Below are 24,255 nucleotides of genomic sequence, written 5' to 3' on the forward strand. Positions count from 1 at the left end.
AGACCTTACGTGCACGATGGAGACGTGACGACGACGCCGGATCCCCGCCATCCCGAGACCGTCCTACTCGTCGACCTCGACGGCACGGTCACCGACAGTTTCGCAGGTATCGAGAACAGCTTTCGGCATGCTCTCGCCGTGGTCGGGGCGCCCGACCCCGACCCGCGCATCGTGGCCGGCATCGCCGGACCGCCGATGATCGACACGCTCAACGCACTGGGACTCTCGCCCGAGGTGGCCGAGAAGGCGATGCGCGCGTATCGAGAGCGGTACACCGAGGTCGGCTGGTTGGAGAACTCGGTCTTCGACGGCATGGGCGAGCTGCTCGCCGATCTGGCCGCCGGGGGACGAACCGTGGCGATCGCGACGTCGAAGAACCAGACCACCGCCCGCCGGATTCTCGACCATTTCGGTCTCGCCGATCACTTCCGCTTCATCGCCGGGGCGAGCGACGACGGCACCCGCCGCGAGAAGGCCGATGTGATCGCCTCCGCGCTCGACGAGCTCGGGATCGCCACCGACCCGCAGACCGGGCACGTCACCAGTCCGGTCGTGATGATCGGCGACCGCAGCCACGATGTGCAGGGCGCAGCGGCCTTCGGCATCCCGGCGATCCTCGTGCGTTGGGGTTACGCTCTGGGCGGGGAGGAACAGGGCGCGACCTGGGCGGTCGGGTCCGTGGCCGAACTGCGCGACGTGCTGGGTGTGTGACCCCCACCCCGACAGCGGACGGCGAATCGACTTGTTGAGGTAGCAGTGGCTGACGAACTTCACATCTGCTTCGTGTGTACGGGCAACATCTGCCGGTCACCGATGGCGCAGAACATCTTCCGGACCGCACTCGACGACGCCGGCCTCGGCGGCAAGGTGCGGGTGTCGAGCTGCGGGACGAGCGGCTACCACGTCGGCGAACCGGCGGACAATCGCGCGCGGACCGAACTGGTTGCGCACGGTTACTCCGACGCCCACGTCGCCGCTCTGCTCGGACCCGAGCACTTCGACGCCGACCTCCTGCTCGCGATGGACGAGGGCCACGTCCGCGAACTCGAACGCAAGCGTCTCGGCGACCGCACGCGGCTGCTGCGCTCGTTCGATCCCGCGGCCCCGGCCGACGATCTCGACCTCGCCGACCCGTACTACGGCACCCCCGACGACTTCGTACTGACGCGCGAGCAGATCGAGGGCTCGATGCCGGGGCTCATCGACTGGGTACGAGCCGAGCTCGGGGTGTCCTGAGCTCGACCGGCGCGAACTCAGGCCGCCGGGGCCACGAGGTTGTGCACGAAGCGGATCTTGGTCAGGACCTTCTCGGGCAGCACGAACGGATAGAGGTCGGGGTGCCCCATCGACCGGTTGATCTGGTTGAGCGCCCAGGTCAGCGGTAACCACTCGCCGAGGATTCGATCGAAGCCGACATCACCGGGCGGGACCCCTTCGAAGGTCGAGCCGGCGGGCGCCATCGCGAACGCCGCCGCGGTGTCGAGGGTGTCGCGAATGTGCAGGTAGTGCGCAAATGTCTCGGCGAAATCCTCGGCCGGATGCATCGTCGCGTACGACGACACGAAGTCCTGCTGCCAGCCCTCCGGCGCGCCCTCGCTGTAGTGGCGGTCCAGTGCTGCCTGGTAGTCCTCGTCGGGATCGCCGAACAATTCCTCGAAGCCCGGGCGTCGATCGTCGGTGATGAGGACGAGCTGGTAGTAGTGCCCGATCTCGTGTCGGAAGTGGCCGAGGACGGTCCGATACGGCTCGGCGAGCTCGACGCGCATCTGTTCGCGGTGAACGTCGTCCCCCTCGGCCAGGTCGAGCGTGATGACCCCGTTCGCATGACCGGTGATGACCGACTGCTGCGCGCTGGAAAGTAGGTCGAAGGCGAGACCGGACTGCGGATTCTCCTCCCGCGTCTCGATCGGCAGCTTGAGTTCGTCGAGTTCCAGGATGAGGCGCCGCTTGGCGGTCTCGGTCTGTCCGAAGATGACCAACGCCTCGGTGTCATCGTCGCCGGGCCGGGTGCGAGTGAGCCGACACGACTCGCACATCGTCGGCTTGCCACTCCACTTCACCAGCCAGTTGCATTGCGCGACTTTGGTGTTGGCGCAACGTTCGAGCAGCACGCCGTCGACCTCCGCGCGCGCCTTGTCGTCGAGGACATGGATCGACCGGGTCTTCAGCCAGAAGCCGAGCGGGCTCCGGCAGTTGAGGCACAGACTGTTTTCGAAGGAGAGACGCTGACCGCACTTCAAGCAGAGGAAGTCTCGCATTTCGATCAGGCTACCCCCGCTCGGTAGCCTGGGCGGTGTGCACGTACTGCGAACGATCCTCCGGCCCGGGTGGATTGCGCTCGGTCTCGTGGTCGCGGCGTTCGCGGTGGCCTGCTTCACCCTGCTCGCACCCTGGCAGCTGGGCAAGAACTCCGACACCGAACGCCGCAACGACCTGATCCGTACCGCCACGTCGATCGAGACGGCCCCGCTGGCCGAGGTCGCGCCGTCGTCGGCCTTCGTGCCGTCCTCGGAGTGGCGGTCCGTCGCGGTGACCGGCCGTTATCTGACGGACCGGCAGGCCCTGGTCCGGCTCCGCAACATCGACCAGCGACCCGCCGTGGAGGTGCTCACCCCGTTCGCGGTCACCGGGTCGGACCGGGTGATCCTCGTCAACCGCGGGTACGTACGGCCGGTCGAGGGTGCAGTACCCGACATCCCCGCACCACCGGCGGGCGAACAGACCGTCGACGGCCGGATCCGGGCAGCCGAGAGCGTGAGTACCGAGCGCGGCACGCGCGTCGAGAACGGCGCGCTGACCGTCGCGACGATCAACCCGGGCCTGGTGTCCGCCGCGACCTCGACCCCGATGGACGACTTCTACCTGCAGCTCTCCCCTGACCAGCCGGGTTCACTCGGTGAGATCTCGCTGCCGCAGCTCGACACCGGACCGTACCTGTCCTACGGCCTGCAATGGCTGGCGTTCGGTGTGATGGCCCCCCTGGGCGTCGGCTACTTCCTGTACTCCGAGATCCGCGCCCGACGCCGGGCCGCCGCCGAGGCGTCGGCGGCGGCGCAACCGGCCGCGGCCACCCCGGCCGGACCCGACTCCGAGGCCTCGTCCGAACCGGACGCGACTCCCGGTCCGGCGGCCGAGTCGCGCGCCCAGCGGCGGCAGCACCGTCGTGACGAGCTCCGGGCGGCCGCCGGAACCACGATGACCCATCAGGTCGGCGACATCGGCCACGGCCGGCGGAACGTCGACGAGTCGCGCGACGTCCGCGACAAGCTCACCCGGCGATACGGCGGCTGAGCCAGCGCGCCGCGGCCGTGGCGCCCGGACGCGCGACGGCGACGGCCGCACAGGTCAGGACCGTCGCGCGCTGCACGCGTCGGGACAGCGCCACGGCGGCACGGAGATCCGCCGGTCCCGGCGCCGGTCCGGAGCCGAGGGTCGGACGCACCTCGACTCCGTGCGGGTAGACCGTCCGTCCGCCGAGTTGCACGCCCAGCGCACCCGCGAACCCGGCTTCGACGACCCCGGCATTCGGGCTCGGATGGGCGCCGCTGTCCCGCCGCCAGGCCTCGACGGTCCGACGCGGCGCGCCGCCGAGCACCACCAGCAACGAACCGGCGAGCCGCGCCGGCAGCAGGTTGGCGAGGTCGTCCAGGCGCGCGGCCGCCCAACCGAAGTCCTGGTAGCGCGGATTCCGGTAGCCGACCATCGCATCGAGCGTGTTCACGGCCCGGTACCCCAGCACGCCGGGGACACCGGCGACGGCGCCCCACACCAGCGGCCCGACCGTCGCATCCGACGTGTTCTCCGCGATCGACTCGAGGGCGGCGCGGCACAGTCCGGCCTCGTCGAGCGACTCCGGGTCCCGGCCGCACAGGCTCGGGATGAGCGCCCGCGCGGCGTCGATGTCGTGCGTCTCCAGTGCCTCCGCCACCGCGTCGCCGACCCGGCACAGCGAGGTGCCGCCCAGGGCGATCCACGTCGACGCGGCGGTCATCGCGACACCGGCGATGCCCGTCGCGCGTCGATCCGCCGCAACCGCCAGGACCACCGTCGATCCCACCATCACCCCGACCAGACCCACACCCGCACGCCGCGAATCCCGGTAGATGCGACGCTCCACGGCGCCGGTCAGCCGGCCGAACCCGGCCACCGGGTGGCCGCGTGCCGGATCGCCGAACAGATCGTCGAGCACGAAACCGACCAGCATCCCGGCCGCGGTGACGGCACCCCGTCGACGATCGGGGTGGGGACGGTGAACGCGAGGCGGTCTGGGCACCGCGCGATCGTATCGACCCGTGCCGTGCCAGACTTGGCCCCCGTGGCCCGGACAACCGCACACCCGACGCCCGGTCGGTACGACATCGACACCGGCGTTGCCGAGCTGAGCCCGGACACGATCGCGGGCGGGTGGCTGCTCACGATCAACGGAGCCCACAGCTCGCACATCCACCCCGACGACCCCACTGCGCTCGACTTCGAATACCTGCGCCAGATGGCCGCCGTCATCGACGAGCGTCACCCCGACACCACCGATCGCCTCCGGGTTCTGCACCTCGGCGGCGCAGCCTGCGCACTGGCACGTCACCTCGACCACCGCTACCCGGACGCCCGTCAAGTGGCCGTCGAGATCGACGCCGAACTCGCACGCCTCGTCCGGGAATGGTTCGACCTCCCCCGCGCGCCGAAGCTGCGTATCCGCGTCGGCGATGCACGGCAGGTCGTCGAGTCGCTCCTGCCCGGCACGCGCGATGTGGTCGTGCGCGACGCCTTTGCCGGCGACCGCACCCCGCGGCATCTGACGACCACCCAGTTCACCGAGCGTGTGCGCGATGTCCTCACCCCCGGTGGCCTGTACCTGGCCAACTGCGGCGACAGCCGCGACCTCGCCGGCGCCCGGGCCGAAGCCGCGACCGTCGGAGCCGCGTTCGACCATCTGGCGCTCATCGCCGATGCCGCGATGTTCAAGGGCAGGCGCACCGGCAACATCGTGATCGCAGGCAGCGACGCACCGCTCGAACCCTCGGCGACACTCATCCGCACTCTGCTCAGTGACCCACTACCGGCTCAGATCCTCTCCGGGGACCGCGCTCGGGAGTTCGCCCGCGGTGAGGCCCTCACCGACAAGGCGTGACGATGGCGTCACGAAGCACGCTGCACGTCGATCACGGTCGATTGGATAGGGTTGTCTCGATTCCGACGCCGAGGAACCGAGGATGACGTGAGCGATCCATCGTCGCGTGCGGGTACGACGCTGGGCCCGTACCGCATCGACAGACTTCTGGGTCGTGGCGGCATGGGTGAGGTGTACGAGGCCTACGACACCGTGCGCGAACGCCGGGTCGCGTTGAAACTCCTGCCCCCACATCTCGTACACGACAAGGACTTCCGCGAGCGATTCGAGCGTGAGTCGAAGACCGCGGCGAAGCTCTCCGACCCGCACGTCATCCCGATCCACGACTGGGGCGAGAAGGACGGCGTGCTGTTCATCGACATGCGGCTCGTCGACGGGCAGGACCTGCGCAAGCTCCTCGCCGATGGCCCGCTGCCGGCCGCCCGGGCCGTGGCGATCCTCGGCCAGGTCGCGTCCGCACTCGACGCCGCGCACCGTGGCGGCCTGGTGCATCGCGACATCAAGCCGGACAACATCCTCGTCGACGCCGACGACTTCGCCTACCTCGTCGACTTCGGGATCGCCCAGGGCACCGCGGACAGCCGGCTCACCCAGATCGGAACCGCCCTCGGGACGCTCGCGTACATGGCGCCGGAGCGCTTCGGCGACGACCCAGCCGGGCCCAGCTCGGACAACTACGCACTCGCCTGCGTGCTCTACGAATGCGTCACGGGTCAGACGCCGTACCCGGCGAAGACCGACCAGGGTCTGATGACCGCGCACATCACGAAGGAGCCACCGACCATGGGTGGCCCGCTCGACCCGGTGATCGCACGCGGACTCGCCAAGGATCCGGCACACCGCTATCCGACGGCCCGAGAACTGCTCCGCGCGGCGTCGACCGCGCTCACCGACCCTCCCCCGTCGTCGGCGCCGCCGACGGTGACACCCCGCATCGTGACACCACCCCCGATGGCCCCACCCCCGACGGCCCCACCCACGTACGCACCGGGCGGGAGCGGCTCGGACGCGTTCGGAAAGCCCGGCGGACCGGTTCCGTCGGATCGCACCATCATCTCGCCCGGCACGCCCCCGGCCGGCCAGCCCGGCGCGCGCGGGTTCGCTTCTCCCCCTGAGCATTCCGGCCCGCAGAGACACTCGTCGCACTCGGGTCCCCCGCAGCATTCGGGCCCTCGGCAGCACTCCGGTTCCCAGCGGTTCTCGGGTCCCCAGCAGTACTCCGGTCCCCAGCAGTTCTCGGGTCCCCAGCAAAACTCCGGTCCCCAGCAGTTCTCCGGCCCGACCCAGTGGGGCGGCGCACCGACGCCTGCGCCGCGGAAGTCGAACACCGGGCGGAACGTCGCCATCGCGGTGGGAGTCGGGCTGGTGGTCATCGCGCTGGCGGTGACCGGCATCGTGGTCGTCCTGTCGGGCTCCGGCGGCGACGATTCCCCCACGCCGAGCACGTCGACGAGTGCGATCCCGGCGGGCACCGTGACGTGCGACTACCCTCAGCGCACAGCAGTCGGCGGCATCACCGAGCCCGCACCGGCCGCGAGCCAGCCGAACACCGGAACGGTGGAGGCGCAGATCCCGATCGCGGGCCAGGGCACGATCGATCTGACGCTCGACCGCGCGGAGGCGCCCTGCAACGTCGGGGCGATGGTGTCGCTGATCAAGTCCGGCTTCTACGACAACAGCAAGTGTCACCGCGCGTCGCGGCAGTACCTCATCTGCGGTTCGTCGGGTGGCCGGGAGGGCACCAATCCGGGCTGGACCAGCCCGGACGAGCTCCCCGAGAACCTGCCGTCGGCGGGCACCGACGACGGGGTACCGCAGGTCACCTATCCCCGCGGCACCGTCGGCATCCTCGACCTGCCCGACGACGAGGGCGCGACCGGATCGACCACGTTCTTCCTGCTCGCCGACGACACCCGACTCCCGCTGACCTACTCGATCGCCGGCACCATCGACCCATCCGGACTGGCCGTCCTCGACAAGGTCCTGGCCGGCGGGTTCACCCCGACCCGCCCCGGGGCGGCGTCGGGTCCGCCGAATCAGAACCTGCTGATCCAGAAGGCCACCGTCAGCGAGTAGGGCGACGAGTCCCCCGGATCCGGTTACTCACTCCGCTCCCTGAGGAGCGCCCGGAGCTTGCGGAGGGCGCGTCACGAAGGGTCCCGGCTTCCGGGACAAACCGCAACCGGAACCTCAGGCTTGTTGGTTGCTACCCCGGCATGCAACCGGAACGGCCGCTGATGCGTCCAAAGCCCGTGGACGATCTTCATCAACTGATCAGCAGGCAGGACGGCGTGGTCTCGGCATCGCAGGCGATCGCAACCGGGTTGAGCCGATCCGCGATCGGCCGACGACGCGCCTCCGGTGAATGGGTGGCAGTCGCTCGAGCGGTGTACCTCGTGGCCGGCCATCACCGATCGGCGCGCGCTCAAGCGCGCATCGCCGTGCTCTCGGTGGGCACCGATGCTGCACTCGGAGGGCTCGCCGCCGCGTGGTGGCTCGGTCTGCATCCCACCGAGCCACGAAAACACCTCGTCTTCACAGCTTCTCGCGGAGCCCATGGACGGTCGTCGGCGACCGCGGTGATCCGGCACCGACACCTCGACGAGGTCGACGTCACCACGCACGCCGACCTACGTGTCACTGCGACAGCGCTCACCGTCCTCGACGCCGCCGCCGAACTGGGAATCGCTGTTCTCGATTCGGCACTCCTGTCCGGCACCGTGAAGCTCGCCGACCTCGAGGCCGCACACTCCCGGTACCCCAGGCGGCACGGTTCCCCGACCATCACCCGCTACTTGCGGCTCCTCGGCGATGGCGCGCGGTCGGAGGCCGAGCGGATCGTGGCCACGCTGTTTCACGAGTCGGGCACGGTGGGCTGGACACCGAACATGAGTGCCGAGGGGTATGTCATCGACGTGGCCTTCACCCGCGAGAAGCTGGCCGTGGAAATCGACGGTTTCGCCCATCACCGCGACGTCACGACATTTCAGCGGGATCGGACCAAACGCAATGCGTTGATCGCCGCGGGCTGGACAGTGCTGAATTTCACCTGGGCCGACATCGTCGAACGGGGCGATCAGGTGGTGACCACGGTGCGCGGTGCCTTGAGCCGCTCGGTCGCCTGATCCGGTTGCGTTTTGTCCCGGCTTCCGGGACAAAACGCAACCGGAACGCGACCGCCCGGCCGATCAGATCACGTAGTTCATCCGCTTCAGGATCGCTTGTCCCAGAGCATGATCGCCATGCAACTCCACCGCGGACGGATCCGCGTCACGCCGCCCTCCGGCGAACCGCGCCAAGTTGGTGGCGTCCAGCCGGATGCGTACGTCGGCAGCATCGTCACCGCCGTCGAACTCGTCGACGATGCCCGCCCGGTCCCCGACCGCGATCCGCACGGTTCGCGGGGACACCCCGGTGATGTCGAACAGCACGGTACTGCCCTTGGGCGCGTCGGCCCGCTTGCCGACGACGAACGGGAGCGACGCACCGATCTCATCGAGGGCCAGGGACGCCGGGCCGGGCTCCGCGACCGCGGAACGGTCGGTGCCGTCACGCAGGTCGATCTCGTGCACCCAGCAGTCGAAGATGCGGATCCGCATGAATCGGCCGTAGGTGTCGGGCCCGGCGGGCGTCATCGCCTCGGCGTCGAAGTCGGCCTGCGACATGGCTTTCAGCGCCGCGGTGCGGACGCCGATGATCTCGTCGAGGGCGGCGACCACCTCGGCACGCGGCTTCGGCCGGTAGTGGTCGACCCACTTCTCGTTGAGTTCACCGATCGGATTGCGGACGTGATCGAGGGCGCTGATCGTGCGGGTGGCCTCGACGTCGCGACCGTCGAGCATGCTCTCGGTGCCGACGACATGGGCGACGATGTCGGCGTTGGTCCAGCCGGGGAGAACCGACGGAGCCGACCACGCGTCGTCGTCGAGCGTCCGGGCCAGCTCACCGATCACGCCCCACTGGGCGATCAGCGCCTCGGTCACCTCGTCGATCGGCAGGATCGTCGTCGCCATCGTCACTCCCTCGGGTCGGTGCCGGTGTCGGGGTCGCCGGCGGATCACTCGGGTCAACCGTATCGAGGACCGTTCCGTGAATCCCGGGACCCGCCGAACGGGCGACAATGCGTGGTGTCGACGTCCGCAGACGACTATGGCCCCCTACTCTTGTCCGCGTGTCAGAATCCGTACGCCCCGGCGATCGACTCGGCCCCTACCTCATCGAGGGGTTGATCGGCCGGGGCGGGATGGGCGAGGTCTACCGCGCCACCGACACCCGCAAGGATCGGGTCGTCGCCCTGAAGGTGCTCGGACCGCAGGTCGCCGACGATCCTGCGTTCCGTGACCGGTTCCACCGCGAGTCGCGCGTCGCCGCCCGCCTCAACGACCCGCACGTCATCCCGATCCACGACTGGGGCGAGATCGACGGTCGCCTGTTCATCGACATGCGTCTCGTCGATGGCCGTGACCTGCGTACCCTGCTCCTCGAAGACGGGCCCCTGCCGCCCGACCGCGCGCTGCGGATCATCGGCCAGATCGGCGACGCGCTCGATGCGGCGCATCGTTCCGGGCTCGTACACCGCGACGTCAAGCCCGACAACATCCTCGTCGACGATCGCGACTTCGCATACCTCGTGGATTTCGGTCTCGCGCAGGCGGACACGGATACGCGGTTCACGAGCACCGGCACCGCGGTCGGTTCCTTCGGTTACATGGCGCCCGAACGGTTCGGGGACGACGCCGTCGGACCGCCCGCAGACGTCTACGCGCTGGCGTGCGTGCTCTTCGAATGTCTCGCCGGCACACACCCGTTCGCTTCGGCGACGACAATCGAACGGCTGATCGCCGCTCACCTGACCGCCCCGCCGCCGCGCCTGGGTGCCGCCGTCGATCACGTCATCGCCCGCGGGATGGCGAAAGATCCGGCGCAGCGTCAGCATTCGTCCGCCGAATTGGTCGCCGACGCCGGGGCGGCCCTGCGCTCGGAGCCTCTCGGTGGCACCCCTACGATCATTCCGGCCGGCCCGCCGACCGTCGTGCCCGCGACTCGATACGCGTCCGGTCCGAACGGCACCCCTGGTCCGGTCGGACCATGGGACGCCACCCGGGCCGCGGCCTGGACTTCGCCGACGCGCCGCCGTTCGCCTCTGGTCCCGATCATCGTCGCCACGGTCGTCGTGCTGCTCCTCTGCGCCGGGATCGTCGCCTGGGCCATCGTCACCACCCAGCGGGACAGCCCCGCGACGGCGGGTGACCTCTCGGCGCCACCGACCACCGTGACCACGCCTTCATCGACTTCGGCGCCGACGGCGCCCGGACCGACATCACAACCGGGCCCCACCTCCCGGCCAGGTCCATCGTCGCTGCCCTCGACGAGTTCACCGCGCGCAATCGTCCCGGGCGACCTCGGTCTCACCGTGCCGATGACCCGACCGGCGTGCGACGGCACGGGAATCGTCGTGGTTGCCAACGCGATCGCGCCCGGCAATTACCCCGGAGAAGTGCAGTCATATCTGAATCAGTTCCCGGGAGCGAGCTACCTGCGCACCGATCAGTCGTGTCCGTCGCTGAAACAGGTGAGCCGGGTGGGCACTCCGATCTACGCGGTCTACTACGTTGCCGGCCGAACTCTGGGTGACATCTGCTCGATGCGCAACCAGATCGGCGGACCGTCGTACGGCCGATGGCTCGACTACACCAGCGACCCGGAATCGCAGATCACCTGCTGACCCCCGCCGACAGAATGTGACGTCGCACCGAACAAGGACCGAATCTGTCCGCGTCATCGGGCACGATGAGACGCATGTTGGAAACCTCGGCTCGGTTGCTGGCGCTGTTGTCGCTGCTGCAGACACGACGCGAGTGGTCGGGTCGAGAGCTCGCCGAACGCCTCGACATCACCACTCGCACCGTACGTCGCGATGTCGACAAGCTGCGCGAGTTGGGTTATCCGGTGGATGCCAACGTCGGCTCGCGTGGTGGCTACCGGCTGGGCGCGGGCGCCGAGATGCCGCCGCTGCTGCTCGACGACCAGGAGGTCCTCGCGGTCGCCCTGGGACTCGACGCGGTGACCACCGGCGCGGTCGCCGACATGGCGGAGGCGTCGGCGGGCGCACTGGCGAAGCTGCGTCAGGTCATGCCGTCGAGACTGCGCCACCGGCTCGATGCACTGCGGATCGAGGCCGTGCCCCGCACGGCACCGGCGAGCGCCGTGTCGGCCGACCGGCTCACCGAGATCGCAACCGCATGCCACCGGAACGAGCGCCTGCGATTCGACTACCGGCGCAACGACGGCGAGGAGAGTCGGCGCGAGATCGAGCCCTATCGTCTCGTCCGCAACGGGAACCGCTGGTATCTGGTCGGTTTCGACATCCAGCGGATGGACTGGCGGTCGTTTCGCGTCGACCGGATGGAACCGAAAGTGCCGACCGGGCCGCGGTTCACCCCGCGCGAGCCACCCGAGGGCGGCGCGGCGGCGTTCGTGCTGCGCGGCCTCGGTTCGGTCTATCGGCGCGCGACCGCGCGAGTACGCATCCACGCCTCGCTCGATGAGGTCTCGGCGATGGTTCACGAATCCTGGGGGGCGCTCGAGTCCGGCGACGAGCACAGTTGCGAGGTCACCCTGTACAGCACGTCGCTGGCATCGATAGCGCGCTGGATGTACGCGTTCGGAGCGGACTTCACCATCATCGAACCAGCCGAACTTCGCGCCGAGATGGCGGCGGCGGCGGAGTACCACGACCAGGTCGCAGAGCGGTACCGCAGAGCGGTCGACGCCCAACCGTGATCGCCGTCACGGCTGTTATCTCGCCGTGACATCGGCACCGTGTCCGTCACACCCCGGGCGCGAGCCCGACCGACTCCGCCGAATGTCTCTACCGTCGGTGTCATGCGACTTCTCATCACTGGCGCCACGGGGTACGTCGGGTCCCGATTGGTGTGCGCACTGCTCAAACAGGGACACGACGTGGTCGTCACGTCGCGGGACACGCGAAAGCTCGCCAAATTCGGCTGGTCGTCGCAGGTCAGCATGGTGACCATGGATGCCGATGACCCGGCTTCGGTGACGAAGGCGATGTCGGACGCGGGTCAGATCGACGCGATCTACTACCTCGTCCATGCGATCGGCCAGGCCGACTTCGCCAACGGCGACCGGGATGCTGCGCGCAACGTCGCCGAGGCCGCCCGCGACAGCGGAGTCGATCGCATCATCTACCTCGGCGGTTTCGTGCCATCGGACGACAAGCTGTCCACCCACCTGCAGAGCCGCGCCGACGTGGCCGAGGGTCTCGCGATCGACGGCGGGCCAGAACTCGTGTGGCTACGCGCAGCAGTGGTCATCGGCGCCGGTTCGACGTCGTTCGAGATCATCCGGTACATGGCCGATCGGCTGCCGGTGATCCCCGAGCCCGACTGGATCACCAACGAGATGGATCCCATCTCCATCCGCGACGCGGTTCACTACCTGGCTGCGGCGTGCGACTCGTCGGTCCTGCCCGCAGGGCACTACGACATCTCCGGCCCCGACAGCGCACGCTACATCTCGATCCTGCACGAATACGTGTCGGCGATCCGGATGCCGAGACTGCGGCTGCCGGTCTTCGGGATCTCGACCCGGCTCGCGGGGCGGGTCGGCGGCATGCTCGTGCCGGTGCCGGCGTCTCTCACCGAAGAACTCGTCACCTCGCTCGACCATCCGATGACGGCGTCCGAGCACCGCATCCGCGATCTCGTCCCGCCACCGGAAGGCGGTCTGACGCCGATGCGCGAGGCCGTCCATGCCTCGGTGCGGTCGCCGTACCCCCGCTCGGTGTGCGATCTCGACGACCTGCATCATCTCGCCGACACCGATCCGGCCTGGGCCGGCGGTGACTGGCTCCGTGTGAAGCGGAGTGTCGTCGAGACGATCGGCACGTCCATCGGGGTCGCGTCGAAGGTCGTCGGAGTTCTCCGTCCCACACGCACCGATGTAGCGTCGTGACCGTAACCGTTGATCGACCGATTCTCTGACCGATCGAACGAGGTGGTGATGTGCTGGTGACCTCACTGGCGCGCGACCTGTACGACTCCGTCGCCGCGGACCGTGACCCCGACCCCGGCGCCCACTACATCCGACGACGCTGGCTGGTCGGCGTCTTCCTCGTCATCGGCGCAGTGGTTCTCGGCGTCTCCCTGCGGGTGGAGCCGGGAGATGCGGCCTTCTATCCGCTGACCATCGGTCTGGCTGCGGTGTGGATCGTCGGCGCATTCGTCTCCGGACCGCTGCGGCTCGGTGCCTTCAGCCCCACCCCGTCACGCCCACCCGACCGCATCGGCGCCATCGGACTCGGCGTCGTCGTCGGCCTGGCGGTGGGCGGCGCGTTCGTGGTCGGCGGCCTGGTCGCACGGATGATCCCGGGCGTCAGCGACCTCGCCAACCAGGTGCTCGCCTTCGCCGACTTCGGCAGCCTCGCCGTGGTCACCGCGATCACCATGGTCAACGGCCTCGCCGAAGAGTTGTTCTTCCGCGGCTCGGTTTATTCGGCGGCGCGCCCGCACAACCCGATCCTCGTGTCGACGGTGATCTATGTGCTGGTCACCATGGCCAGCGGCAATGTGATGCTCGGCTTCGCCGGCGCCGTCCTCGGCACCGTCTGCGCGATCCTCCGTCGCAGCACCGCCGGCGTCCTCGCACCCGCGATCACCCACGTGATCTGGGGCGCCGTCATGGTCCTGGCGCTACCGCCCGTCTTCGCCTGACAGCCAGACCTCGACTCGACTGCCAGACTTCGATCGAAGTCTGGCAGTCGAGTTGAAGTCTGCCGGTCCCGCTCCCTACTCTCCGGGGCATCGACACCCTTCGCCCCTGCGCTGAGAGGAGCGCAAGCACCCCTCTGATCCCTGAGGTGCGAGGAGCGCAAGCACCCCTCTGATCCCTGAGGTGCGAGGAGCGCAAGCACCCCTCTGATCCCTGAGGTGCGAGGAGCGATAGCGACGAGCCTCGAAGGGCCGGCGACCCGACCACTCAGCCCCCCGGTCAGACCCGGTTTGGGCGACAGGCATCGGAGCGACTAAATTCGTGTGCGCAGCGCCACGTATGTGGCTGCGGCGCGCGCGTATAGCTCAGCGGTAGAGCTCTGGTCTTACACACCAGCGGTCAGGGGTTCGAATCCCTTTGCGCGCACCACCCCGATCCCACAGCCCCCAACACTTGCCGCGCGGCGTCGGGCTGTCACATCGCTAGCGAGTCAGCCACTCTCGCGTGTACACATCCTGCCAGCGCACCGAGATGTTTCGGCGGGCGACGGCACTGCTGTCGCCGCCGAGGGTCTCGACCAGAACCTCGTCGACGATGTCGCGCACGTCGTCGGAGAGTGCGGGCAGGTCGTCGGCGTAGCGGGCGATGAGACCGACACGTACGCCGTCGACGGTCTCGCCGTCGCCGTCGACCGACACGAAGACGGTCAGACGGCCGAGTTCGCGTCGGGTCCGGATCGCGATCAATTGTTTGACGACGCGGTCGCTGGTGTTGATGCGCAGGCCGTCGGTCGCCAGCGTTCGCGCGGGACGCCGGATCCGCTGCAGGCTCCCCGAGATCGAGGAGATCAACCGGTCGACGTCGCTCGCGGGTTCGTCGGCGATCTGCCGCGTGGCCTCGACCAGCCAGGCGTCGGCGACGTCGGTGGCGTCGGAGTCGCGCGCGTGGTTGTCAGGCACCGACCTCGCCTCCCTCCGCGTCGTCGACGCTCGTCGTGGCCGTCGGTGTGGTTCTCGGTTTACCAGGGTTCCAGGGCTCCAAACGGGTCAACAGGAACTTCCGGCTGCGCTGGAGATGACCGCGCACCGACCCGGTTGTGATGCGTAACACCTGTCCGATTTCCTCGAGCGTAAGCCCCTCGACCTCCTTGAGCCACCACGCGGCGCGCGAATTGGCGGGGAGATTGTCCAGTTCGGCGCGCAGGGCATCGATGAGCAGACTCCGCTCGGCCATGTCGGCCGGCAGCGGTCCGGCCGCTTCGAGCTCGGCGAACCGCTCGTCGTCGAACGGTACATCGCGTCGGCGACGGTGGTAGTCGACTGCCTTCCGGTGCGCGATGGTGAACATCCAGGTGCGGAAGCTGCTCCGGAACGCGAAGTCGGGCAACCCTTTCCATGCATCCAGCAAGGTCTCCTGGGTGAGGTCCTCGGCGGTCTGCCTGCCGTCGACCATCCGCGACATGTACCGCAGCAGACCGGGTGTCACGCGTCGGACGAGCACGTCGAATGCCTCGGTGTCGCCGACCGACGCGGCGCCCGCGAGCTCGTCGTCGCCGAGCTCGGACAGGTCGAGCGATTGCCTGTGAGCCGAATCACTGGGTTTCATCCGTGCAACTCCCCCCGTCCGTCCCGACAGACCTTACAGACGGATCGTGAACAGCCTTTGCGATAACGCATCATCCGAACGCGGTCCGTCTACGAAGAAGACACGACGACCGAAGGAGTTCGACATGTCCGCAAGCGCCACCACCACCAAGGACGCCACACACGAGGACGCCGCTGTCGACGCGTCGCGTACCGACGCTGCTGCAGGGCGTGCACTCGCCCGCCGTGAGTCGACCGGCGACCGCGGACGCACCTCCATCGCCGACATCGTCGTCGCGAAGGTCGCCGGGATCGCAGCTCGGGAGATCGACGGGGTCCACGACCTGGGCGGCACCACCGAGCGCGTGGTCGGCCGGGTCCGCGACGTCCTGCCGGGCACGACGGTGAGCACAACCCAGGGAATCGAGGTCGAGGTCGGTGAGCGTCAGGCCGCCGTCGACGTCTCGATCGTGGCCGAGTACGGCGTGGCGATCCATCAGCTCGCAGCAGCCATCCGACGCAACGTGATCAGCGCGATCGAGCAGATGACCGGCCTCGAGGTGACCGAGGTCAACGTGACCGTCCACGACATCGCGTTCGGCGACGACGAGCAGGAGTCGAACACCACCCCGCGGGTCCAGTGATGACGTCGGACCTCCCGGACGCGCGGACGGAGGAGGGCGGCGCACTGGCAGATCGCCTCGCTGCCGCCGTACTCGCGGTCCCGGGTGTGCACGACCTACACAGTGGACTGTTCGGCGAGATCGCCACTTATCTTCCCGGACATCGGGTCCCGGGTGTGTCCCTGGCCGAGGACAGCGGTGAGGTCCACATCGTCGTCGATGCGGCGCACGACCTCCAGAGCGTGGCCGCGAAGGTGCGCGACACCGCCGAGACGGTTGCTGCGAGACCGGTCTCGGTGACCGTGGCGGACATCAGCGTGAGCTCGAAGCCGAGTCCGAACGAAGGGGAAGCGGAATGAACAACGCAGTCGTGGGCCTGTTCGTGGGGCTCCTCCTGGCTCTGGCCGCCGTCGCCGGTGGGTTGGCGGGCTTCCTGCTGGCCGTCGTGCTCGGAGCCGCGGGACTGGTGCTGGGTCTCAACCGGGACGGCGCCATCGACCTGGGTGCGCTCCTGCGGAGCCGGGGTCGTGGCTGAGCAGCACACCGGCGGGCCCGTGCCGGGCGGCGGCCCGTCCGGGGACGTCTCGCCACCCGGGACGCTCACCATCGCCGACCGCGTCCTGGAAAAGGTCGCGGCCCGTGCGGCTCTCGACATCCCGGGCGTCGTCCGCCATCGCGGCGGAGTCGGCTCGGTCCTGGGGCCGGTCGGCGAGCGGTCCACCCTGCCCACGGCGAGCATTCATGCCGGCGGCACCCGGATCACGCTCTCCCTCGCACTCGAGTGGCCGTGCGCAGTAGCCGAGGTGTCGCGCCGCACCCGCGATCACGTCGCCGCCGAGGTCGAGCGCCTCACCGGGGTCGTCCCACTGCGCGTCGACGTGACGGTGTCCAAGTTCGAGCCACGGCAGGCCATCCGACGCCGGCAACGGGGGTACGTCGACCTGCCGCCGGTCCGCGAGGACACGCAGCCCGATGTGCCGCAGGCGAACCCGCCGTCGGACGCACCGGACGCGGCAGATCCGCCGCACGACACCGCGGCCTTCACTCCGACCATCAGCACCGAGACGGGGGCACGACGATGACAACTCACGCCGAAGTCGCACCCGATCGCGCCACGCTCGACAGCGAGCGGACCGGCGAACCCGGGCACGTCTTTCCGCCCGCGGCCCTGCCCGGCGCCGCGATCGCCGGCGCCGCACTGGGGCTCGCGTTCATCGCACTGGGCGCGGTGGCCGTGCGAGACATCGCCGTCAACGCCAACTGGCTGGACGGTCGCGCGTGGTCGGTCACCGCCGCCGAGTGGATCGCCGACCTGCAGTGGCAGAACTGGATGTGGCCCGCCGCCGTCGGGGCCATCCTCCTGGGCCTGATCCTGGTGTGGATCGCGATCAAGCCACGACGCCGGACACATCTCGAACTCGCCGGCGGAGACGGGATGTGGACGCGTCCCGGTGATGTCGCGAGACGGTGCAGCGCCGCTGTCTCCGACCTTCCCGGCGTACTCGACGCCGACACGGTGGTGACCCGTCGCAAGATGACCTGCACGGTCGGCGTGCGGACACAGGTCGCCGACCGCGCACTCATCGAGACCACGGCCGACTCGGTGGCCGCTGATCTGCAATCGCCGCCGCGAGTCGTCGTACGCCTGCGTGAGCGCGGAACGAGGAGCGTCCGATGAACCGTCTTCCCGCAACCGCACACCGACTGTCGGTCGGGCTCGTCGCCCTGCTGCTCATCGTCGTCGGCGCCGGGGCCGTGGCCTGGCGGGTCGACGCCGAGCCGGTGGCCGGGTGGGTCGACCGTCTCGACGAGCGCGCCGCTCTCGATGCAACCCAGGCGTCCTGGTGGATCTGGGTGCTGGTCGGGGTCACCGTGATCACCCTCGGCTGGGGTCTGCTGTTGCTGGCCACCAACATACGACCCCGAGCGGTCGACGACGCCCTGCTCGACGGCTCCGACCAGACCGGAACCCTCACCGTCGCACCGAAGCTGATCGCCAACGCGGCCGCAGAGGAACTCGCAGGCAACCCGTTGTTCCAGAAGGTGACAGCAAAGGCGATCGACGACCGGTCACGCAGCATCATCCGACTCGAGGTCTCGGCGAAGCCCAACCGGGGCTTCGACGAGGTCACCGCACCCGTCGCCGACGCCGTCGCCGCGATCCGGAGGGCTCTCGGCGAGTCCGGCGTGCACGTCCAGGCTTTCGTCCATCTCGATCGGTGACCCTGGACCCGCGAACTCGACGGACGGCTCATCGGGGGCCGCCGTCTCAAATGAGAAGAAGGAGCATAGAAATGGGATTCAGCGACAAGGTCGGCAACAAGGCCGAAGATCTCTCGGGCAAGGCCAAGGAGGCAGCGGGGGACGTCACCGGTGACGAGCAGCTCAAGAGCGAGGGCAAGGGCGATCAGCTCTCCGCTGCTGTCAAGGACGGCGTGGAGAACGTGAAGGACGCCGCGTCGAACATCAAGGACAAGCTGACCGGCAAGTGAGCAACACCGCCGGCCACCGAACCTCCTCGCCGGCGGTGTCAGGCGAATCCCGAAGGCGCTCGGCGCCTTCGGGATTCGTCCTGTTCGTGGTCCGGCGCCGGCCGGTCACGTCCCCTTGACGTTGAGGATCTGCCGCAGGGTGTGCTCGATGTCCACGAGATCGGCGGCGTCGGCCATCACCTGATCGATGTCCTTGTACGCATCGGGGATCTCGTCGACCCACTCGTCACCGTGCCGGTACTCGATCCCCGCCATCCGGGTGGCGAGATCGTCGGCGGTGAAACGCCGTCGCGCCTCACTCCGAGAGTACCGGCGGCCGGCACCGTGCGGCGCCGAGCACAACCCGGCCGGATTGCCCTTGCCCCGCACCACATACGATCGGGTTCCCATCGAACCCGGGATGACACCACGGACGCCCTCGTGGGCGTCGATCGCTCCCTTCCGGGTGAGCCACACGTCCTTGCCCGCGTGCGTTTCCCGCACGGTGTAGTTGTGGTGGCAGTTGATCCGGTCCACCTCCAGCGACTCAGACCGGTCGTCGAGTCCACCGGAGACGTTGTCGCCGAACCACTCCGCGAACACCGCGACGAAACGATCCATCATCTCGGCCCGATTCTCGAACGCGAACCGCTGGGCCCAGGACAGATCCCGCAGGTACGCCGTCAGTTCCGGGGCCCCCTGCGGCAGGTAGGCGAGGTCGGCGTTCGGCAGCTTGATCCACCACTGGCGGCACAACCGCTGAGCGATCTTGATGTGCTTCTGCGCGATCTTGTTGCCGACACCCCGGGAACCCGAATGCAGGAACAGCCACACCACGTCCCCCTCGTCGAGGCACGTTTCGATGAAGTGGTTGCCTCCGCCGAGCGAGCCCAGCTGTTCCCGCCACTTCGGCGAATGCGACAGGTCCACACCGTCGTTCGTCGCCTGCTCGTCGAGCGAGTCGATCCGTGCCCGGGTGAACGCGAAACGGTCGATCCCACGGTTGTAGTTGCCGGGCGACAGTGGGATCGCGTCCTCGATCTTCGCCCGCAGTCGGCCGAGATCCATCCCGTCGATGTCCTCGGCGCGCAGTCGCGTCTGCACCGCGATCATTCCGCAGCCGATGTCGACGCCGACGGCGGCCGGGATCACCGCACCGGTCGTCGGGATGACCGTGCCCACCGCAGAACCCTTCCCGAAGTGTGCGTCGGGCATCAGGGCGATGTGCGGATGTACGAACGGCATCCGGGCGGTCTGGGCCGCCTGGGTCAGGGTGTTGTCGTCCACGTGCGATGCGTAATTGAGCACCTTGGGCGACGCCATGGTCGGCATGGGGTTTCCTTTCGTGAGCGCCCGGGTCGCGGGCTCTCACATCAAAGCGTCGAATGCTCACGGCGGCAACCGGGTTTCCGCCTCCACGATGCCACTCGACATTCCCGGACGACACCCACAGACGTCGATGAAAGATCTCTCATGTGCTGCTCACGGAGACCTCATCGACGCCCATGAGAGTGAGAACCGTTCCGCTCGGGACCACCGGCGGAACGGTCACGACACACGGATGGATGTCTCCCGTCATGGCCTCGCGACCATCGCTCTCCGCGCTGTTGCGCCCCCGCACCATGACCGACCGCTCGTGGAACACTCCGCGACTCTGACTGTGCTGCAAGTCTTTCGCACGTTCGCGCCACGGCTTCGTCCCGTCCGGTGGTGGCTGCTCGCCGGCCTCACGCTGTCGGTGATCCCCGCGCTGATCGCCGTCGCCAAGATCGCACTGTTCGAGAGACTCGTCGACGATGTGCTGGTGCCGGCCGATCTCGGCCCATTCGCCTCCATCGCGGGGATCTACATCGCGCTCAACCTGCTGGCCGCGGTGATCGACGGAGCCGACGACTATCTGGGCACCTGGATCTCCCAGCGGTTTCTCACCACACTCCGGCGCGATGCATTCGCACATGTGCTGGCGCTGCCCTCCCACCGCCTCGACCATCTGCGCCTCGGCGATGTGATGAGTCGTCTCACCTCTGACATCGGTACGGTCGAGTCGTTCATGGTCCGTCACCTGACGTGGGGTTTCCGACAATCGGCCACGCTTGTCGTCTATGTCATCGCCCTCATGTGGATGGATCTGTGGCTGGCGCTGGCATCCATGGTCGTCGTGCCGCTGTTCTCCTGGGCGGCAATTCGATTCGCCGACTTCACCAAGTCCGCGTCGCGCGAGCGGCGGCGGGCCGGGTCACTCGGCGCGATCACCGAGGAGCACCTCGCCAATGCCGCCCTCGTGCAGGGCCTCAACCAGGAGCCGACCGCGATCGAGCGGTACGAGCGACAGAATCTCGCGATCATGGACGCCGAGCTGGTGGCCAGTCGGGTCCGCGCTTTGTTCCTGCCGTTGGTGGGCCTGTTCGAACTCCTCGGTGTGCTCGTGGTCATCGGTCTCGGTGTGTGGGCGCTCGCCGCCGGGCGCATGACCCTGGGCGAGGTGCTTGCGTTCCTCGCGCTCCTGGGGAGTTGCTTTCGGCCGGTACGCGATCTCGGGAATCTGCTGCCCTCGCTGTTCGCCGCCACCGCAGGCATCGAACGGGTACAGGAACTGCTGGACGAGCCCGCCCTGACCGACCCGCCTCATGCGCTGGACCTCCCGGCGGACGCCGCGGGGGCCTCCCTCCGCCAGGTCCACGCGCGGTACCCCGGCCGGGACTCCGACGCCGTGCGTGATCTGGAACTCACAATCGCACCCGGCGAACGCGTCGCAGTCACCGGCGGCAGCGGTGCGGGCAAGACGACGCTCACCCGCCTGCTGGACGGCTCGCTACAACCGCGCTCGGATCAGTTCTGTTGGACGACAACGATCTTGCCTTCGCCACACGCCGCTCCGTCCGCGCCGCGGTCACCGTCGTCGCCCAGGAGATGTTGCTGTCCGACGCGACCGTCGCGGAGAACATCGCGTTCGCCAGACCCGACGCCACCGCGGCCGAGATCGCCGAAGCCGCTCGACGCGCCGATGCCCACGACTTCATCAGTCGGCTCCCGGACGGTTACGACACACGCATCGGACAGCGTGGCCGCACCCTCTCCGGTGGACAACGCCAACGACTCAACGTGGCCCGTGGACTCCTCCGCGGCGGCGGGCTCCTCATCCTCGACGAGCCGACCACCGGCCTCGACCGAACCTCTCGCCCCGCTGGCGTTCGGCAAGCGGACCGCCACCTGGGACGCCTTCGACACCGGACGTCGCACACGGTGCATCCTCAAGGTCATCCGCAGGCATCGGTGTCACGACGAGGAGGTCGCGGAGTCCGTCCGTCGCGAGGGACACGTGCTCGCCGATCTCGCTCACCGCATCTGGTGCGCGGCTACGGGATGCTGCCGCCGGACAAATCGAGCCTGGTGGGTTTCACGATGCAGACCATCCCCGGCGCCACCCTCGACGCAGCGATCGAGAACGGTCCGCTCAGCACCCACGATGTGCTGCAGTTGGGTGTGCAGTTGTCGGCGGCACTTCACCATCTGCACAGTCACAACTGGATCCACCTGGATGTGAAACCGTCGAACGTCATCATCCACGGCGGGCAGGCGATCCTGATCGACCTCGGGATCCTCGGCCGCCCCGGCGAGCGACGGGACGGCTCCGGAACGCGCGGGTATCTACCGCCCGAGCAGGCCGTCGGCGTCGCTCTGGGTCCCGCCGCGGACGTCTTCGCCCTCGGCGTCACGCTCTTCGAGGTGTTGACGTCGCGGCGACCGTACGGCGCGATCCCGCCGTGGTCGGAGCGGGGCATCGGGCGACTCCGCACTCGCGGTCGCCCGACGTCGATCAGACCGATGTCGCCCGGTGTCGGTGCGCGCGGCCATGTGCCCGACGAACTCGTCGAGTTGCTCGGTCACATGCTCGATCTCGATCCCGACAGACGACCGGAGATGGGGGCCGTCTGGCAACGGCTCGCGTGGATGACCGAGGGCCCGGTCAGGCGATGACGCCGAGAGCCTTGTCCCAGACGGCGTTCTCGCGCACCTCGCCCGGACCGACCATGTCGGCGAAGACGATCACGCCGTCTCGGTCGACGAGAAAGGTTCCACGATTGGCGTAACCACGATCCTCGTTGAAGACGCCGTAGGCACGCGCGGTGTCACCGTGCGGCCAGAAGTCCGACAGCAGCGGGAACAGGAATCCCTGCGCTGCGGACCACACCTTGTGGGTGGGCGAGGGACCGACCGACACCGTCACCGTCGTCACGTCGTCGTTCTCGAAGCGCGGTTGCTGGTCGCGAATGTAGCCCAACTCGCCCTGGCAGGTGCCGGTGAACGCGAGCGGGAAGAACACCACGAGCACATTGCGTTCGGCTCGCAGTGCCGAGAGCGACACGAGCTGATTGTTCTGGTCGCGAAGGGCGAAGTCCGGTGCCCGGTCGCCGACGGTCAGGGGCGCAGAAGGCAGAGCACCGCTCATGCTTTCTTGCCCGCGCGGGCCTTGGGCTGGACCAACCGGGCCGCCGACCAGTCGCCGAGACTGATGGCCGAGGTCTGCGTGAGCCCCGCGGTCGGGGCCGCTTCGGCGATCTCGCTCGGATCGACGTAGCCGGGTTGGCCCGTCTTCGGCGAGAGCACCCACACGAAACCGTCTTCGGCGAGCGGACCGATGGCGTCCATCAGGGCGTCGACGAGGTCACCGTCGCCGTCGCGCCACCAGAGGACCACGACGTCGACCACGTCGTCGGCATCCTCGTCGACCATCTCGGCGTCGATCGCGTCCTCGATGTCAGCGCGCAGTTCGTCGTCGGTGTCCTCGTCCCAGCCGAGTTCCTGCACGACCAAGCCTGCGGTCAAGCCCAGTTTCTGGGCGTTGCTACCGTCTGTGGCGGCTACCACCGCGCGTGACCTCCTGAAGATGTGTGGATCGTTGTGTGTGTCGTCTGTGCCGAATCCGCGTACGCTTCCGCACGCCGTTCGCCTGTCAGCATAGGCAACAGCCTAAAGCCTCACATTGCAAGCCGAACGCCGTCAGGGATTTCGGGCGTTTCGCGATCGGCCTGTGCCTACCCCGAGCGGGGCGACGCTAACCGCCCGGGCGAGCCGACGTCGTCGAGGGGGCGGACGAGCGCGGGGTGGCCGACGATGTTGCCGGCAGCGGCGTGTAGCCGCCGCACACGTCGAGCAGCCGCTGCTTGTCACGGGACCACTGCCCCGACACCGGATTCAGGCCGGCACTCAGTTCACGACGGATGGCATTCTCCAGCTTCGCGGTCGACTCGAGGAAGGTCCGCGCCGGCGTCGAGACGTCGACCGGGGCGGTCGCGGTGATCTTGGGTCGGATCTGATCGGCACCGGCGATCAGACTGGCCCGTGCCTTCTCGTCGAGGTCGCCGACGCCGGGATACGACTGTGCGACGTTCAGCCGGGCGACGAAGGCGTTGAACCCGCGGACCATCACGACCATCGACGCCATCGATTCGCGGCACAGCTCGACCCCCTCGGCCCGCACCTCGGCGGCCGCCGAGGCCGACAGCTCGGACCGGTAGCCGGCGACCTCGCCCGGTGCAGGGGTGCCCGCGCCGCCGACCGTGGTGGCGCATGCACCCGTCAGCGCGGCCCCGAGGGCGATGGTGGCTGCGATCGTCGACCGGACGACACGGCCGCGGTGGCTCGCGGCCGCCACCGCTCCTCGATCCGGCATTCACTCCCCCTACTGGTCAGTAACCGTTTCTGGACGCTACCGC

The 24,255-nt window shown here is 68.6% G+C and carries 27 protein-coding genes, 1 tRNA gene and 1 pseudogene; 20 read left to right on the plus strand and 9 right to left on the minus strand.

Translation table 11 applies throughout. The features are described from left to right. The first annotated feature begins 24 nt into the window (after positions 1-24). A complete protein-coding gene (locus BCM27_RS15845) occupies positions 25-711 on the plus strand; it encodes an HAD hydrolase-like protein (protein WP_004022951.1) in 687 nt (228 codons plus the stop codon). A 45-nt stretch (positions 712-756) separates the two neighbouring features. Then, a complete protein-coding gene (locus BCM27_RS15850) occupies positions 757-1,236 on the plus strand; it encodes a low molecular weight protein-tyrosine-phosphatase (protein WP_033203936.1) in 480 nt (159 codons plus the stop codon). A gap of 17 nt (positions 1,237-1,253) precedes the next feature. On the opposite strand, the gene BCM27_RS15855 is transcribed toward BCM27_RS15850, so the two are convergent. Next, complete coding sequence (locus tag BCM27_RS15855; RefSeq protein WP_004022953.1) at positions 1,254-2,258, minus strand: zinc-binding metallopeptidase family protein; 1,005 nt, start codon at positions 2,256-2,258, stop codon at positions 1,254-1,256. 37 nt (positions 2,259-2,295) lie between these two features. On the opposite strand from BCM27_RS15855, the gene BCM27_RS15860 reads away from it, so the two are divergent. Further along, the gene (locus BCM27_RS15860) at positions 2,296-3,291 is read left to right on the plus strand and encodes an SURF1 family cytochrome oxidase biogenesis protein (protein WP_172622062.1); all 996 of its coding nucleotides are present in this window, start codon (positions 2,296-2,298) and stop codon (positions 3,289-3,291) included. Here the strand turns inward: BCM27_RS15860 and BCM27_RS15865 are convergent. Then, the gene (locus BCM27_RS15865) at positions 3,269-4,273 is read right to left on the minus strand and encodes a cobalamin biosynthesis protein (RefSeq protein WP_051987148.1); all 1,005 of its coding nucleotides are present in this window, start codon (positions 4,271-4,273) and stop codon (positions 3,269-3,271) included. The two genes, BCM27_RS15860 and BCM27_RS15865, sit on opposite strands and share 23 nt — an antisense overlap. A 42-nt stretch (positions 4,274-4,315) precedes the next feature. Here BCM27_RS15865 and BCM27_RS15870 point away from each other — a divergent pair, with 42 nt between their 5' ends. The 3 genes from BCM27_RS15870 to BCM27_RS15880 all read left to right on the plus strand — a co-directional run bounded on the left by BCM27_RS15870 (position 4,316) and on the right by BCM27_RS15880 (position 8,253). After that, positions 4,316-5,128 (plus strand): spermidine synthase, encoded by an 813-nt coding sequence (locus tag BCM27_RS15870; protein ID WP_033203938.1) that lies wholly within the window; start codon positions 4,316-4,318, stop codon positions 5,126-5,128. Between the two features lie 87 nt (positions 5,129-5,215). Beyond that, entirely contained in the window at positions 5,216-7,204 is a 1,989-nt protein-coding gene (locus BCM27_RS15875; RefSeq protein ID WP_004022957.1) for a protein kinase domain-containing protein, read from the plus strand. A 161-nt stretch (positions 7,205-7,365) separates the two neighbouring features. After that, a complete protein-coding gene (locus tag BCM27_RS15880) occupies positions 7,366-8,253 on the plus strand; it encodes a type IV toxin-antitoxin system AbiEi family antitoxin domain-containing protein (RefSeq protein WP_033204027.1) in 888 nt (295 codons plus the stop codon). A 63-nt stretch (positions 8,254-8,316) separates the two neighbouring features. Here the strand turns inward: BCM27_RS15880 and BCM27_RS15885 are convergent, their stop codons facing one another. Continuing rightward, positions 8,317-9,141 (minus strand): maleylpyruvate isomerase family mycothiol-dependent enzyme, encoded by an 825-nt coding sequence (locus BCM27_RS15885; protein WP_004022959.1) that lies wholly within the window; start codon positions 9,139-9,141, stop codon positions 8,317-8,319. 107 nt (positions 9,142-9,248) lie between these two features. On the opposite strand from BCM27_RS15885, the gene BCM27_RS15890 reads away from it, so the two are divergent. The 5 genes from BCM27_RS15890 (at position 9,249) to BCM27_RS15910 (ending at position 14,290) form a co-directional block, all read left to right on the plus strand. Beyond that, positions 9,249-10,853, plus strand: a complete 1,605-nt coding sequence (locus BCM27_RS15890) for a serine/threonine-protein kinase (RefSeq protein WP_004022960.1) — start codon at positions 9,249-9,251, stop codon at positions 10,851-10,853. Between the two features lie 74 nt (positions 10,854-10,927). After that, a complete protein-coding gene (locus BCM27_RS15895; protein WP_004022961.1) occupies positions 10,928-11,911 on the plus strand; it encodes a helix-turn-helix transcriptional regulator in 984 nt (327 codons plus the stop codon). Positions 11,912-12,013: 102 nt separating this feature from the next. Then, positions 12,014-13,105, plus strand: a complete 1,092-nt coding sequence (locus BCM27_RS15900; protein WP_004022962.1) for an NAD(P)H-binding protein — start codon at positions 12,014-12,016, stop codon at positions 13,103-13,105. A gap of 50 nt (positions 13,106-13,155) precedes the next feature. Continuing rightward, positions 13,156-13,863 (plus strand): CPBP family intramembrane glutamic endopeptidase, encoded by a 708-nt coding sequence (locus BCM27_RS15905; RefSeq protein ID WP_004022963.1) that lies wholly within the window; start codon positions 13,156-13,158, stop codon positions 13,861-13,863. Between the two features lie 352 nt (positions 13,864-14,215). After that, positions 14,216-14,290, plus strand: a tRNA-Val gene (locus BCM27_RS15910). Between the two features lie 53 nt (positions 14,291-14,343). Here BCM27_RS15910 and BCM27_RS15915 read toward each other — a convergent pair. Next, positions 14,344-14,820 (minus strand): hypothetical protein, encoded by a 477-nt coding sequence (locus BCM27_RS15915; protein ID WP_004022964.1) that lies wholly within the window; start codon positions 14,818-14,820, stop codon positions 14,344-14,346. Beyond that, positions 14,813-15,466 (minus strand): RNA polymerase sigma factor, encoded by a 654-nt coding sequence (locus tag BCM27_RS15920; RefSeq protein ID WP_004022965.1) that lies wholly within the window; start codon positions 15,464-15,466, stop codon positions 14,813-14,815. The genes BCM27_RS15915 and BCM27_RS15920 overlap by 8 nt, the downstream gene beginning before the upstream one ends. Before the next feature lie 124 nt (positions 15,467-15,590). On the opposite strand from BCM27_RS15920, the gene BCM27_RS15925 reads away from it, so the two are divergent. The 7 genes from BCM27_RS15925 (at position 15,591) to BCM27_RS15955 (ending at position 18,559) form a co-directional block, all read left to right on the plus strand. Then, positions 15,591-16,088: an Asp23/Gls24 family envelope stress response protein gene (locus BCM27_RS15925; protein WP_004022966.1), complete on the plus strand. Its 498-nt coding sequence runs from the start codon at positions 15,591-15,593 to the stop codon at positions 16,086-16,088. Further along, a complete protein-coding gene (locus tag BCM27_RS15930) occupies positions 16,088-16,426 on the plus strand; it encodes a hypothetical protein (protein ID WP_004022967.1) in 339 nt (112 codons plus the stop codon). Before BCM27_RS15925 ends, BCM27_RS15930 begins: the two co-directional genes overlap by 1 nt. Next, entirely contained in the window at positions 16,423-16,602 is a 180-nt protein-coding gene (locus BCM27_RS15935; RefSeq protein ID WP_004022968.1) for a hypothetical protein, read from the plus strand. The genes BCM27_RS15930 and BCM27_RS15935 overlap by 4 nt, the downstream gene beginning before the upstream one ends. Continuing rightward, the gene (locus tag BCM27_RS15940) at positions 16,595-17,149 is read left to right on the plus strand and encodes an Asp23/Gls24 family envelope stress response protein (RefSeq protein ID WP_004022969.1); all 555 of its coding nucleotides are present in this window, start codon (positions 16,595-16,597) and stop codon (positions 17,147-17,149) included. The genes BCM27_RS15935 and BCM27_RS15940 overlap by 8 nt, the downstream gene beginning before the upstream one ends. Then, positions 17,146-17,745 carry an Asp23/Gls24 family envelope stress response protein gene (locus BCM27_RS15945; RefSeq protein WP_004022970.1) on the plus strand — a complete coding sequence of 200 codons (600 nt, stop codon included), beginning with the start codon at positions 17,146-17,148 and terminating at the stop codon, positions 17,743-17,745. The genes BCM27_RS15940 and BCM27_RS15945 overlap by 4 nt, the downstream gene beginning before the upstream one ends. Continuing rightward, positions 17,742-18,290 (plus strand): Asp23/Gls24 family envelope stress response protein, encoded by a 549-nt coding sequence (locus BCM27_RS15950; RefSeq protein WP_004022971.1) that lies wholly within the window; start codon positions 17,742-17,744, stop codon positions 18,288-18,290. Before BCM27_RS15945 ends, BCM27_RS15950 begins: the two co-directional genes overlap by 4 nt. 71 nt (positions 18,291-18,361) lie before the next feature. After that, a complete protein-coding gene (locus BCM27_RS15955) occupies positions 18,362-18,559 on the plus strand; it encodes a CsbD family protein (protein ID WP_004022972.1) in 198 nt (65 codons plus the stop codon). 105 nt (positions 18,560-18,664) lie between these two features. On the opposite strand, the gene BCM27_RS15960 is transcribed toward BCM27_RS15955, so the two are convergent. After that, positions 18,665-19,870, minus strand: a complete 1,206-nt coding sequence (locus tag BCM27_RS15960) for an RtcB family protein (RefSeq protein ID WP_004022973.1) — start codon at positions 19,868-19,870, stop codon at positions 18,665-18,667. A gap of 229 nt (positions 19,871-20,099) precedes the next feature. On the opposite strand from BCM27_RS15960, the pseudogene BCM27_RS26330 reads away from it, so the two are divergent. Then, a pseudogene (locus BCM27_RS26330) lies at positions 20,100-21,637 on the plus strand (ABC transporter ATP-binding protein); the annotation flags it as partial. A 264-nt stretch (positions 21,638-21,901) separates the two neighbouring features. Then, entirely contained in the window at positions 21,902-22,516 is a 615-nt protein-coding gene (locus tag BCM27_RS26105) for a serine/threonine-protein kinase (protein WP_141638835.1), read from the plus strand. Here BCM27_RS26105 and BCM27_RS15975 read toward each other — a convergent pair. The 3 genes from BCM27_RS15975 to BCM27_RS15985 all read right to left on the minus strand — a co-directional run bounded on the left by BCM27_RS15975 (position 22,506) and on the right by BCM27_RS15985 (position 24,212). Next, positions 22,506-22,988 (minus strand): peroxiredoxin, encoded by a 483-nt coding sequence (locus tag BCM27_RS15975; protein WP_004022978.1) that lies wholly within the window; start codon positions 22,986-22,988, stop codon positions 22,506-22,508. The two genes, BCM27_RS26105 and BCM27_RS15975, sit on opposite strands and share 11 nt — an antisense overlap. Continuing rightward, on the minus strand, positions 22,985-23,407 hold the full coding sequence (locus BCM27_RS15980; RefSeq protein ID WP_004022979.1) for a DUF3052 domain-containing protein: 423 nt from the start codon (positions 23,405-23,407) through the stop codon (positions 22,985-22,987). The genes BCM27_RS15975 and BCM27_RS15980 overlap by 4 nt, the downstream gene beginning before the upstream one ends. 187 nt (positions 23,408-23,594) lie before the next feature. After that, on the minus strand, positions 23,595-24,212 hold the full coding sequence (locus BCM27_RS15985; protein ID WP_068884398.1) for a hypothetical protein: 618 nt from the start codon (positions 24,210-24,212) through the stop codon (positions 23,595-23,597). Positions 24,213-24,255 lie beyond the last annotated feature (43 nt).

The sequence above is a fragment of the Gordonia terrae genome, assembly GCF_001698225.1.
Classification (GTDB): domain Bacteria; phylum Actinomycetota; class Actinomycetes; order Mycobacteriales; family Mycobacteriaceae; genus Gordonia; species Gordonia terrae.